12 protein-coding genes are annotated in these 12885 nt (G+C 60.1%); 8 read left to right on the top strand and 4 right to left on the bottom strand.

Annotated features, from left to right (window positions below; translation table 11 throughout):
- Positions 1 to 17: 17 nt before the first annotated feature.
- The 8 genes from DRF71_RS15940 (at position 18) to DRF71_RS15975 (ending at position 7086) form a co-directional block, all read left to right on the top strand.
- A complete protein-coding gene (locus tag DRF71_RS15940) occupies positions 18 to 893 on the top strand; it encodes an MBL fold metallo-hydrolase (RefSeq protein ID WP_112311547.1) in 876 nt (291 codons plus the stop codon).
- 5 nt (positions 894 to 898) lie between these two features.
- Entirely contained in the window at positions 899 to 1105 is a 207-nt protein-coding gene (locus tag DRF71_RS15945) for a YgaP family membrane protein (RefSeq protein ID WP_112311548.1), read from the top strand.
- A complete protein-coding gene (locus DRF71_RS15950; RefSeq protein ID WP_112311549.1) occupies positions 1102 to 1521 on the top strand; it encodes a YeeE/YedE family protein in 420 nt (139 codons plus the stop codon). The genes DRF71_RS15945 and DRF71_RS15950 overlap by 4 nt, the downstream gene beginning before the upstream one ends.
- A gap of 1 nt (position 1522) precedes the next feature.
- Positions 1523 to 1936, top strand: coding sequence for a DUF6691 family protein (locus tag DRF71_RS15955; RefSeq protein WP_112311550.1), 414 nt, complete (start codon positions 1523 to 1525; stop codon positions 1934 to 1936).
- A gap of 17 nt (positions 1937 to 1953) precedes the next feature.
- On the top strand, positions 1954 to 3687 hold the full coding sequence (locus DRF71_RS15960) for a SulP family inorganic anion transporter (RefSeq protein ID WP_112312112.1): 1734 nt from the start codon (positions 1954 to 1956) through the stop codon (positions 3685 to 3687).
- A 109-nt stretch (positions 3688 to 3796) separates the two neighbouring features.
- Positions 3797 to 4807, top strand: a complete 1011-nt coding sequence (locus DRF71_RS15965) for a phosphotransferase enzyme family protein (protein WP_198672240.1) — start codon at positions 3797 to 3799, stop codon at positions 4805 to 4807.
- Between the two features lie 342 nt (positions 4808 to 5149).
- Positions 5150 to 5887, top strand: coding sequence for a hypothetical protein (locus tag DRF71_RS15970; protein WP_198672241.1), 738 nt, complete (start codon positions 5150 to 5152; stop codon positions 5885 to 5887).
- Positions 5888 to 6138: 251 nt separating this feature from the next.
- Entirely contained in the window at positions 6139 to 7086 is a 948-nt protein-coding gene (locus DRF71_RS15975) for a 5'-nucleotidase (RefSeq protein WP_112311552.1), read from the top strand.
- A 592-nt stretch (positions 7087 to 7678) separates the two neighbouring features.
- Here DRF71_RS15975 and DRF71_RS15980 read toward each other — a convergent pair.
- The 4 genes from DRF71_RS15980 to DRF71_RS15995 form a co-directional block, all read right to left on the bottom strand.
- The gene (locus tag DRF71_RS15980; protein ID WP_112311553.1) at positions 7679 to 8656 is read right to left on the bottom strand and encodes an ATP-binding protein; all 978 of its coding nucleotides are present in this window, start codon (positions 8654 to 8656) and stop codon (positions 7679 to 7681) included.
- Positions 8653 to 10992, bottom strand: coding sequence for a DDE-type integrase/transposase/recombinase (locus tag DRF71_RS15985; protein ID WP_112311554.1), 2340 nt, complete (start codon positions 10990 to 10992; stop codon positions 8653 to 8655). Before DRF71_RS15985 ends, DRF71_RS15980 begins: the two co-directional genes overlap by 4 nt.
- Positions 10989 to 11738 (bottom strand): hypothetical protein, encoded by a 750-nt coding sequence (locus DRF71_RS15990; RefSeq protein WP_112311555.1) that lies wholly within the window; start codon positions 11736 to 11738, stop codon positions 10989 to 10991. The genes DRF71_RS15985 and DRF71_RS15990 overlap by 4 nt, the downstream gene beginning before the upstream one ends.
- Positions 11739 to 12225: 487 nt before the next feature.
- Entirely contained in the window at positions 12226 to 12780 is a 555-nt protein-coding gene (locus DRF71_RS15995; protein ID WP_157971117.1) for a transposase, read from the bottom strand.
- Positions 12781 to 12885 lie beyond the last annotated feature (105 nt).

Raw genomic sequence — 12885 nt, forward strand, 5'->3', positions numbered from 1 at the left:
GCAGAGATGAGGCAGATATGGCGTCGCGTCCCGAAGTGACCGGTTTTTACGAGGCGCGCACCGGTTCGGTGCAATATGTGGTGGCGGATCCGGCCCGGAAGGTCTGCGTCATCATCGACCCGGTGCTGGATTATGACGAGAAATCCGGCGCCACCGCCACCATCGAGGCAGACCGCATCCTCGCCTTCATCGCGGAACGTGGCTACCGGCTTGACCAGATCCTCGACACCCATCCCCATGCCGACCATTTCTCGGCCGCCGATTACCTGAGCCGCAAGACCGGCGCGCCCACTGCGATCGGGGCGAATGTCACAAAGGTTCAGGCGCTGTGGAACGGCTTTTACAACCGGGACCTTGCGGCGGATGGCTCGCAATGGGACCGGCTTTACGCCGGGGGGGATACTTTCCTGGTCGGGGATATCCCGGCCAGGGTGATGTTCTCGCCCGGCCATACCATGGCCTCGATCACCTGTGTGATTGGTGATGCGGCCTTTATCCATGATACGATCTTCATGCCCGATACCGGCACGGCGCGGGCGGATTTCCCCGGCGGCAGCGCGAAACTGCTGTGGCACTCGATCCAGGCGATCCTGGCGCTGCCCGATGCGACACGGCTTTTCACCGGCCATGATTACCGCCAGGGCGGGCGCAAGGAGGCCTGGGAATCCTCAGTCGCCGAACAGAAGGCCAGCAATATCCACCTCTCGAAATACAAGACCGAGGCCGAATTCGTGGCTGTCCGCGAGGCGCGCGATGCGACTTTGCCGATGCCAAAGCTGATCCTGCATGCTTTGCAGGTGAACACCAATGCCGGGCGCCTGCCCGAGCCGGAATCGAATGGCACCCGCTATCTGAAGATCCCGCTCGATCTGTTCAAAACCGCCTGGGAGTGACCGTCATGCCTCTCAATATCGGTGCGACCGACCGCCTTATCGGCCTGGTTGCCGGCGTCATCCTGCTGGCGGTTGCGATCTTTGCCGGCCCCGGCGGCATCTGGCCCTGGCTGATCGGCGCGGTGGGGCTGGTGGCGCTGGCAACCGCGGCTTTCCGTTACTGCCCGCTTTACACCCTTTTGGGGATCAATACCTGCGGGCTGCAGCGGTGACGGAATTCACCCCCTGGGCCAGCCTTGCCGGCGGCGCGCTGATCGGGCTGGCCGTGGTGCTGCTGATGGCGCTTCATGGGAGGATTGCCGGCATGACCGGAGTTCTGACGGGGGTATTGACCGGAGAGCGTGGCTGGCGGCTGGCTTTCCTGGCCGGCGCGGTGCTGGCGCCTTTGCTGATCACCCGGGTCCTTGGCGCGGAAGTGCCGTTCGCCAGCCCGGCCGGCTGGCCCTGGATCCTTGTCAGCGGGCTCTTGGTGGGGATCGGGGTCACCTTTGGTGGCGGCTGCACCTCGGGTCACGGCATCTGCGGCAATGCGCGGTTGTCGAAACGCTCGATCCTGGCGACGATCTGCTTCATGCTGAGCGCGGGCGTGACGGTCTATGGGATCCGCCACCTGATCGGAGGTCTGTGACATGCCAGTGATCGCGGCGGCTCTGATCGGGATGATCTTTGGCAGCGGCATCCTGCTGGGGGGTATGGCGAACCCGGCCAAGGTGCTGAATTTCTTTGATGTCGCCGGCAACTGGGATCCGTCTTTGCTCTTTGTCATGGGCGGCGCGCTGGCGGTGGGTTTTATCGGCTACCGTCTGGTCCTGAGGCGCCCGCGCCCGGTCTTTGACACGCGGTTCCACCTGCCGGCCAAAAGCACCATCGATACAAGCCTCATCGGGGGCTCGATCCTGTTCGGGATCGGCTGGGGTATTGCCGGCTTTTGCCCGGGCGGCGCGATTCCGGGGCTGGGTCTCTTGCGCCCCGAGCCGCTGCTCTTCCTTGCCGCCATGAGCGCGGGCATCCTGATCGCCCGCCGGATAAGGGGCGCGCGGTGAAGCGCCTCGGCCACTGGATGCCGATCCTTGACTGGGGGCGGCGCTATGATCGCGCCACGTTCAGTGCCGATCTGCTGGCGGCAGTGATCGTGACGATCATGCTGATCCCGCAAAGCCTTGCCTATGCGATGCTGGCGGGGATGCCGCCCGAGGCCGGGCTTTACGCCTCGATCCTACCCTTGGTGGCCTATGCGCTGTTCGGCACCAGCCGCGTGCTGGCGGTGGGGCCGGTGGCGGTGGTCTCGCTGATGACCGCCTCGGCGGTGGCGCCGGTGGTGCTGGCGGGGCTGACCGACGCGATGACGGCCGCGATGGTGCTGGCGCTGATGTCGGGCGCGATGCTGGTGGCGATGGGGTTGCTCCGGCTGGGGTTTCTGGCGAATTTCCTCAGCCATCCGGTGATTTCCGGCTTTATCACCGCCTCGGGTCTGCTGATCGCGGCGGGGCAGCTGGGCTATCTGTTTGGAGCTGGCGGTGGTGGCTCGACCCTGCCGGCGGTGATTTCGCGTCTGACCGATGCCGGGGGCATCAACCCCGCCACCTGTGCCATCGGGTTTGGGGCGCTGGTGTTCCTGTGGTTCGCCCGCAGCCGGCTGAAGCCGCTTCTGACCGGGCTGGGCATGGGCGCGGGTGCGGCCAGCGTGATCACCCGCGCCGCGCCGGTTATGGCGGTTTTCGCGACCATAGCGCTGTCAAAGGGGTTTGACCTTGGCGCCCGGGGCGTGGCGCTGGTTGGCCAGGTGCCGGCCGGACTGCCGGTCCTTGGATTGCCGCAGGTGGATATGGCGCTGATCCTTGCCCTGGCGCCGGCGGCTTTCCTGATCTCGATCGTCGGCTTCGTGGAATCGGTTTCCGTCGCCCGCACCCTCGCCGCGAGACGGCGTGAGCGGATCGGCCCGGATCAGGAGCTTATGGGCCTTGGCGCCGCCAATCTTGCGGCGGGGATCAGCGGCGCCTTTCCGGTGACAGGGGGCTTCGCGCGGTCGGTGGTGAATTTCGACGCGGGCGCGCAGACGCCGGCGGCGGGCGCCTTTACCGCCATTGGCATCGCGCTGGCGGCCTTGTTCCTCGCGCCATTGCTTGCCGCGCTGCCGCAGGCGACACTGGCCGCGACGATCATCGTGGCGGTGCTGTCGCTGGTCGATCTGCCGGCACTGGCGCGGGTCTGGGCCTGGTCGCGCCATGATTTCGCGGCGATGCTGGCAACGATCATCGTGACGCTGGGCTTTGGCGTCGAGGCCGGGATCTCGGTCGGTGTCGCGCTGTCGATCCTCCTGGTCCTGTGGCGTGCAAGCCATCCGCATTCCGCCGTGGTAGGCCAGGTGCCGGGAACGGAACATTACCGCAATATCAGCCGCCATCAGGTGATCACCCATCCGGCGGTGCTGTCCCTGCGCGTCGATGAAAGCCTCTGGTTCGGCAATGCGCGGTTTCTTGAGGAAAAGATCGAGGCGTTGGCCGCCTGCAGTCCCGGGCTGAAGCATATCGTCCTGATGTGCCCGGCGGTGAATGATATCGACGCCAGCGCGCTGGAGAGCCTTGCCGATATCAACAGCCGCCTGGTGGATGCCGGCATCCGGTTCCACCTCTCCGAGGTCAAGGGGCCGGTGATGGACCGGCTCAGGCGCAGCGATTTCCTCGCCGGCCTCAGCGGCGAGGTTTTCCTCAGCCAGCATGAGGCGATGTGCCGGCTCGGGCAGATGCCCGAATGCCGCGAGACCGGGGGGGCAGAGGGAAGGGCGGCTGGGTGAACGAAAAACGAAGGCCCCGCCGGATTTCGCTTGAAGCCGGCCGCGCTGGCGGCGAAACCTGTGCGCCGCAATGCCGCATAAGACGGCGCGCGCATTCAGGAGGCCGGGTTTGACGACAGCGGAAATGGCACTGGAAGAAGAGTTGCGGCTGGTCGGGCAGATGGTCGAGGGCGCGCTGCCCCTCTGGCCACTGCCACCGGGTGCGAAAACCAGCCTGCTGAACATCGCCGAGAACCTGACCTGGCTGGTCGAGGCCGGTGATTTCCGCTCGGTCCTGCGGGTGCATCGTCCGGGCTATCACACGCGCACCGGCATCGGCCAGGAACTGGCCTGGAGCCAGGCGCTGGCGCGTGATGCGGGCATCGACACGCCGGCGGTGATCGCCGGGGTGAATGGGGCGCTGGTGCAGGAGGCGCGGTTGCCCGGCAGCCTTGAGTCCGGTCGCTACATGGTGATGTTCGATTTCGCGCCGGGCCGGCAGCCAGGGCCGGATGACGACCTGGTGGCGCCCTTCCGCAGCCTCGGCGCGATTGCGGCGCGCACGCATATCCACGCGCGCGGCTGGCACCCGACGGAGCCGCTGGAGCGCCTCGTCTGGGATGCGGCGGCGGTTTTCGGGCCAGAGCCGACCTGGGGCGACTGGCGCGACGGCCCCAATGTGACACCCGGAATCCGCGCGGTGCTGGAAGAGGTCGAACAGATGGTCCACCGCCGCCTCGCCGCCTGGGGCAAGGGGCAGGCACGCTATGGGCTGATCCATGGCGATATGCGCCTGACCAACCTGCTGATCGACGGCACGCGGACCGTGTTGATTGATTTCGACGATTCCGGGATGGGCTGGTATCTCTACGATTTCGCGGCGGCGGTGAGCTTTATGGAGGATCACCCCCAGGTGCCCGCATTGCGTGCCGCCTGGGTCGAGGGATACCGCTCGGTCGCGCCGCTGTCGCCGGAAGAAGAGCAGGAGATCGACACGTTCGTGATGCTGCGGCGGCTGGCCCTGCTCGCCTGGATCGGCAGCCATATCGAGGCACCCGAGCCCCGCGCCATGGCCCCGCATTTCGCCGCAGGCACCGCGCGGCTCGGGCAGGCCTGGCTCGACCGTCTCGCCTCGGAGTGAGCGCGCAATCGGCGCGGCCCTTGTTAGCCGGAACGCCTCCGGTCTCTCGCCGCCTCGAGCAAGCTGGACCTCGAAGCCCGAACGACCGTCAGCGATGCGGTCACGGGCCTGCCTTCGGCCTCTCGTGATGACGGCCCGCCCGCGAGGCAATTCGATCTGACTGTCCTCCCGGTCCAGATCACGCTTTTGTCTGCCGATGCGGATTTCAGCTGCCGGCAGAAGGGCGCGCTTGCCAATCCTGCAGTGGATGGAGTCCTTATCGTCCTAGACGAACTTCACACCTACCGAGGAAGGCAAGGGGCGGATGTGGCGATTCTTGTTCGACGCCTACGGAGCCGCTGCGTGCCTCTTAAAGCACCGATTTGTATAGGCACTTCGGCGACAATGGCGAGCGAAGGCTCGGGCGAAAGCCGCGCTCAAGCCGTAGCGGCAGTTGCGACACGGCTGTTCGGCGCGACGATCGGTCCGGACGCCGTCATAGATGAAACATTGCAGAGGGCAACAGATGATGGGCTGACCCTCGATTTGGTGCGGCCACGCCTCGCATCAGTTTTGACCGCACCGCTACCAGACGTGATGACAGATAACGATCTACGGTCGAATCCCCTCGCCGTTTGGGCCGAGCTCGAAATCGGACTGGAAGATGGCCAGGAACTTACCCGAAAGAAACCGACACCGTTTGGCGCTGCGGTGGCCAGATTGTCAGAGGCCAGCGGTGTTTTGCCGGAGGTTTGTCGGGATGTGTTTTCGACATTCCTGACACGGGTGAGCCTCCCCGAGGCTGACCGTGGCGGGGCAGCATCAGGCGCGTTCCTTGCATTCAAGCTTCATCGGTTCATTTCTGGCGCGGGGGAGATTCACACCACGCTGACTGAGGCTCCTCGAACTGTCATGTTCGAGGGGCAACTCGAGGATCCGGATGCTCCAGGAAATCGCCTGTATCCAACCAGGTTCTGCCGCGATTGCGGACACGAGGTCCATGTCGTCACCAAATCCGAAGATGCTGAAGGGCTTCGGTTCCTCGCTAGAAACATCGATGACACACCGATCGAGACAGACGACGGTGATATCGCAGGCTAACGAAACACGCATCAAGATGTCCCTTGGTGATCGAAGCCCAATCGAATACCGTAAAAGCCTCGGCCTCATGCCGTGAAACCAGTCCAAGGTTTTGTCCGCATCCCCCCGGGTCACTTCTGGGTGGAAATCAACACGCAGTCATCATGAACGCGACCGTCAAAGGTCTGGCGGCAAGCCACACGAGGGTTGCAAACGCAGATCTACGCGGCAGATATACCCATGAATAGCAAAGAAGCAGCCTGGGAGGGCGGATGGATCCGGTTGAAGCTCGAGCCTACCTGCAAGCGCATCCCTTGCGGATTGGCGTGTCTACCCGCTCTCTGTTCGAACTGGATGCGGAGGACAGGATATTCAGCGACGAGGGCGTTGATGCCTATGTGAAGTATCAACGCGAGCACGAGGAGGATATCCTCGGAGAAGGTGCCGCATTCCAGACCATAAAGCGGATTCTGGCGCTGAACGAAGATCCTGCCAGCCCCTATGTCGAAGTCGTCTTGATGTCGAAGAACTCGCCAGACCTGTCGCTCCGGGCATTCACTTCCGCGAAGGCTTACGGTCTCCCGATCCGGCATGGCAGCTTTACCAGCGGCAGATCCCTCGCCCCTTACCTGCCGGCTTGGGGGATCGACCTCTTTCTTTCCAACGATGAAACAGATGTGAGGTCCGCGGCCGCAAGTGGCGCCGCGTCGGCACTTCTGCGGAAACGCCCGCCTGACCTGGGTGATGCCCTAGACGACGGCGAATTGCGGGTCGCCTTCGACGGAGATGCTGTCATTTTCGGCCCGGAGTCCGATGCGATTTATGCAAGGTCCGGGTTGGAACAGTTCCTTACCCATGAAGCTGACAACGCCCAGGTGCCGATGCAGCCTGGTCCGCTCGCAGGGTTCTTCAGAAAGCTCAGCATGCTCAGGGCGATACATATGAACCCGAGCCGCGTGAGCAAAGTGCGGATTGCCGTTGTCACTGCCCGTAACGCTCCAGCCCATGCGCGGGCCATCCATACTTTACGGTCTTGGGGCGCAGACGCCGATGAGGCGCATTTCGTGGGCCGGAACAGCAAGGCTCCCATTCTGAAAGCTATGGGTGCCCATATCTTCTTCGATGACCAGGCGGCACATGTCGACAAGGCCTCCTCAGTGGTTCCGTCCGGCCTCGTTCCAGGGCCTCATGCGCCAGACGCCCCCGTGATCCCTGCCTGAAGTAAACGATGTTTCGCCCGCACTGTCACGGGCTTGCGCCCCGCGCGCGAAATCGGTCGATCTGCCGCGATAGCCGAAAAGTTTTGATCTCTTGAAATACGCCCCCGACATTCGACCGCCGGAGCACAACAGTTCACATTGGACGGACAACCGGTAGGCCCAATCTGGCTGCGCCGTGATGTGGAAGGGATCCTTAGATCGCATGCGGAGGCACGCCCTGCGGATACGACGTTCGGCTCCAAGCCTCATTAGATCACATAATTTATAAGTGATTACTGTATGTTAAGCGGGGTCTTCGGAGAAATAGGTCGATTCTTCTTGACGGGGGTGTGCGTGCTTATGCCTCAAACGTGCATACTTATGCTACGTTGACGCTTGTGCCAATCCAGCATAAGGATGCACAGCGAATCATTTCGCTCAGTTTTAAATCTTGTTTTGTTAATTGTTTTCAGTATGTTATCTGCCTGTCAATTCGACTCTGCAGCATAAGTATGCACACCCACGGCATAAGTATGCACGCCTCAACCAGCACTCGGCCATGAAAAAGGCCCGCACAGGGCGAGCCACTTTTCGTCCGGATATCTGATCTTGGTCAGCGGTCGCGGTCGAGCATTTCCATGAGCTTTTCAGGATCTACGCTCTCGCGGAAGTCGGGCAAGGTGAAAGGCGAGTAGCCCTCTGGCAGGCCATAAATCTGAGCGAACGCTTTCACAAAATGCTCCCGCGTGGCGACCTTGCCGCCTGCCATAGCGCTGATCGTGAACGCCTCGATCAACATCTCAATCACGAGGCCCCAGCGATACGCGCATCCGTGGATCAACCTTTCTAAAAAGTCAGGCTCAGAAAGGCCATCGAAATTGACCCCAGCCTTGTCGGCATAACTGTATGCCAAGGTGTTGATCTCTTCGATATCTTCGTCCGGGTTGATCATCTCGAAATGAACCGGTGTCATAAGGAAGCGGAGTTGCCGGCGATCCTCGGTCGGGCGGTCCTTCTCTATGTGACGAGCGAGATCAGGGACGCCGGAAAGGACCAGCATCATCGGCCAAGTCGTATCCTTCATCAGGGACTTGAAGTTGTCGAGCATCGCGCGGTTCGCCGCCTCACCTGTATCGGTGAACATATGCTGGGCCTCATCGATATGGAGACCAACGACGCCGGCCTCCTTTGCCTGACGACGGACCATCCGCCAAATGTAACCAGCGTCCCTCCGACCATCGGCAGGATACCCGAGTGCCTCGAGCACCGTGTTCCCTCCCTCTCGCCAGTTGGCTTTGCCGACGAGCGTGCAGCTGACGAAACGGGCCGGGCGATCATCCGGCATGAGAGTGTTGGAGGTGTTCAGTTGCTCCACCAGTCGCTGAAGCTCGCGGGTCTTTCCGACCCGAGACTTTCCAGTGACGAGAAGCCCGCGTGCTTCAAACTCCCTGCACGAGGCCGCCTTGGTGTAATAGTCGGTCACACAGCGGATCAGAGATTCCCGCAGGAATTTTGCCCTGGGAAAGGGGTAATGTCCGGATTGCAACGGCGCGCGGACCGAGACCACTTCCATGTCGACGAACGTAGTCATTCGAGCTCCTTCATGTTGACGGGGCGGCCAAGAGTCGGCGCTGCCGATTTGGACTTGGACTGACGTTGCCGTTTGGGTTTGGGTTTGGGTTTGGGTTCGGAAGCGAGGTCCGGCAGAGAGTTGGCAACCAGATCCGAATCGACTGAGAGCTGGGTTTCGGCGGCATCCGGATCAGCGAGCTCGCCTTCGATCAGGCTGTCGGCATCGCCGATCTGGAACACATTCTCCGTGGCATCGATCCGGGTGATGTCTTCCGGCGCGGTGGTGCCCTGGAGCACGCGCCCGGGAAGGACCCGCGCGCCGGCGAACACCGCCTTTGCCTTTGCCCTACATTCACCGATGGTGCTGTAACTGCGGGGGAGCTTCCTCTCCACGCCGATGGTCTTCATCATCTGATAGGTATCCCTGAAGAACCGCGTCACCCGATCATCATGCACTTCGGTGAGCCTGGGGTTTTCCCGACGCCATGCCGCTATCAGGTCGAGGATCTCGACCAGGGTCAAAGAGGCGAAGGCCGTCATCTGGAGATGGACCTCGATGGGTTCGAGTTCGCCCGGGACCAGAACCGTGGCCCGTGACATGTCATCAGGGTCGATGAAAACCCTGACCTTCCTGTCTTTGCGGCGCATGTTGTCGATAGCGAGTTGCAACTCATCCGAGTTGAACCAGATGCCGGAAAAAACGCGCACCCCCTCGTCGGTGGGCGTGACCTCCTCCTCCCAACCTAAGTGGATACGGCGCATGTTCGGGTCGATAGGGCGAACACAACCGCGCGTTTCGGCAGTCTCTTTGTAAACCTCATAGGGGCGACGGCCTCCCATCCCAACGCCCATGTTCCGCATCGACGGGTATGCATCGATCATGAACCGCGTCAGAATCCCGTAAAGCTCATCAATATCGAGCACCCCGGCTGCGGTAGCGTCATATCCCGGCAAATCATTGGGCTTGCGGCCTGTGTAGCCATGCAAGATCCTGAGAAGAACGGATTCCTCGATGCCAAACATCCGCTCGACATAGGGTTTGTCGGTTGAGTTGTAGGCCCTCGCGACGGTGTTCATGGCCCCGACGCCCATCAGCGCGGACACACAGGTTGAGTTCCTCAGGCCGGGGCCGTTGTCATTCTTGACATGGCCAAGGCCGATTGCAGCGACCGGCTCGCCGGAACAGCCATACTTGAGCTTCTCCCTAGTTTTGTCGCGCGTCGCCATCCTGAAGAGCTCAAGCGTGGCTTCCGCCTTCGGCCTATCGGAAATGACCCACGCCAGCGGCATACGGGTGGCGACATCGATCATCACAAGGATCGTCAGCCTCTCCCGGATGACCTTGTCAATTTCCTCGAGCTTCCCCCTGAAGTCGGGGGCGAGGCCCTCCCAATGCCCGTAGATTTTAGCTGAAAGGACGAGAGAGGCGTGGCATTCGTCAACCTCAACATATTCACCGACAAACAATGCCCGAATATCAGTGCTGCCACGGCCGCGCTTGTTCCTTGCAAATCGCTCGCCCTTGGTCGCGAGCATGTATTCGGTAGGGCTGAGCAGGTAGTCACGATGCGCCCGAAGCGTGGATTCGCTCGGCTCCTGCAACAGCGGAAGATCGTTTCGGGCACGCAAGGCATTATCTTCTCTGATTAGCACCTTCGCGAAGCGCATTACGTCTGAAATTGCAGGAGACTTTGTGTCGAGACCAAACTTATCCCAAGCCTGCGTCATCAGCACTTTCACGCGGTCGTTGATGCGCGCAAGCCAGTTGCCTTTGAGATGATCCAGCGGAATAAGCGCGTCCAGCGGGTCCTCATCAGGGTGAAGGCCGTCATAAATTGCCATGTAACGGGCGAGTGTTCTCCCCTTATACAAGGTCCATGTGGTGCCTTTACCGCCGCGCTTAGATTGCAGATAGATCTTCTTTCCAAAAATTTGTTGGGCGACATCTCCGATAAACTTTCGTTTTTTAGACTGATCGAGCGTCCTGATCGAAAGTTCGAGCTTGGGATCTCCAGTTTCTCGCCTCAATTTGTCGCGAAGCAATTTGATCGCTTGGCAAATGGCAAGATGAAACGAAGCATGTTCCCGCTGGTTTTCGGGCAAGTTCTGTGAGGTGCGAACGCCACCAAGACGAACTTGCAACCTGTTACCGGTTACAGGGAGTTGTGCGTCAATCCTTACGCCTGGCAGTTTGATGTAGTTCACGAAATCAAGAAAAGGCACGAAAAGGCTTTCGCCCGTGTCGACAGCGCAGAATTCATAGCCCTCTTCACTGTCAGAGACGAGAACAACATCACGGTGAAGGATCGTGAGCTTGCTTCCCGCGGCCAGATCAAATTTCGGGACAACCGTCATTTGGCGACCTCAATCCTCGAGTGCTCCCAGAGAAGGTGATCAAGGTTCGCGAGCATTTCCCCACGGGCAACAAGCCGGTAGCAGGCGCTGAAGACTCGATGCTGTTTGATAGGCACACGCGGAAACAGGTCTTTCATCAGATAAAGCGTCTTCAGCCGGCGCGCGACCTCAAGCGTGATCTCATCCGCCTCAGGATCCGGATTGAACACCGTCAGATGCATACGGAACAGGTTTTCACGGCGCTGGCGGCTGTAATCCCGCGCATTTACCACGACCATATCGTCGGCGGAGCGCCCAGGCGTAACCTTTGCGACGGCTTCGATTTGCCTTTTGGTTTTGGGCTTCGCAAGACTTGTTTCATTGCGCACAAAGACAAGTCGCCTGAAACCATTTCGGAATGTCAAAAGAATATCGTGCGTATAACTTCTTCTAGCGCCATCCTCATCGATATAGCGCACTGTCTCGGGTTGAAAACTAAGATCATACAGTTCCGGAGAGATAAGGGCCTGCAATCCAACTGCGGCCTCAGCCGCACTTTCCATCATTCCGACCTTGGGTTTCCAATCATTTGCCTCTGTTTTGTAAGTCATGAAGACTTTGTGCGAAACAGAGCTGCGGGAGCTGGGATTGCGAACACCGTCAAATGGCAAGACGCCGTAGATGTCACCCAGTTTGATCGGCGGTGCTTTCGGCAGCTTTGCAAGCGAAGTATTCCAGCGATCATGCTCGATAGTGAATTCAGACATGACTTCTCCGTCCCCAGCCGGAGGACCGGCGGGCTTGAATTTTGTTAAGGAGCGGAGATCTGGCTTGTCTGGCTTCTTGTGAAACTCTATGATGACAAGCGATACAGGGCGATCTCAGCCCCACCTTTCAGCGCGCGCCTCTTGGTGCGCGCTTTTCTTTTCAGCGTATCTCTGTCGACGTTTATCTCCGGTGCTGCGATGACGGCGAATTGTCACGCCAACCACCAAGAGTCAATATTCCGTTTATTTTCATTGACTTACCGAAATTCCTCTCGCGCGAATGGCTTTTTTTTCGAAGCCGCCATCAACTGGCGTTTTGAAATTTTGACAGCCCAAGAAAATTTTTCTCTTCCCCTCCTGAACTCGTTTTCCCGGTATGTGCTCGAACAGTTCTCTCTGACCGTCCGCTTCAGTTCATATTAGACCGCAATGGGTTGTGGCTCTATAGCCTCGCCTGACATACAGGTGGACACGCTGTATACTTGGCTCAGCTGTCGTGCTGCGCGGTAGCCTGACCTTCCATCAAGGGGCGATAATCACGGAGTTCATCAGCTGGACGGGGTGCATCAGCTGTTTTTTCGCATATTGCGGTGCTCAAAATTTTTGTTCCGGCTCGCCGGATATCACCGTCTACCAGCTTTATGACCCGACGAGCGGTGACGTATGCGCACCCCAAAATGTCCGAAAGAGCATGTGCGGGAATGTTGTGGCGTGGAACCTGCGCGCGATAATTGATCATTGATTCTGCAGTTTGAAACCACATTGCGAGGCTCAGCCGGCTTCCATGAAGGTAGGTGCCAGACGTCGCAGAGAACTGGTTGCGGCATTTCCGGCATTGGTATGTGCCGCGTGTCAGTATTCTGGAAGGGTTTGGCGCGCTGCAACGCGGACAACTGATCTCCTCCGGCCAACGGACCGCAACGAGACGCTCGAGCCTTGCTTCCTCAGTCGGAAAACGGCGCAACACGCCTTCCGGCGGCAGCCGTCGCGCCAGATCATCCCAATGGATGAAGTCGAGGTCGTTCTCGCCGAGGTCGGCCAATGGATCTGTTCCCGCCGCGCATGTCCGGAAAAACAATTTCATGAGCCGCCCGCAACGAAAACCAGAAAAATCTCTACTCCCTTACCGGCGAGACATCTGTTGCGT

The organism is Pseudogemmobacter bohemicus, assembly GCF_003290025.1.
Lineage (GTDB): Bacteria > Pseudomonadota > Alphaproteobacteria > Rhodobacterales > Rhodobacteraceae > Pseudogemmobacter > Pseudogemmobacter bohemicus.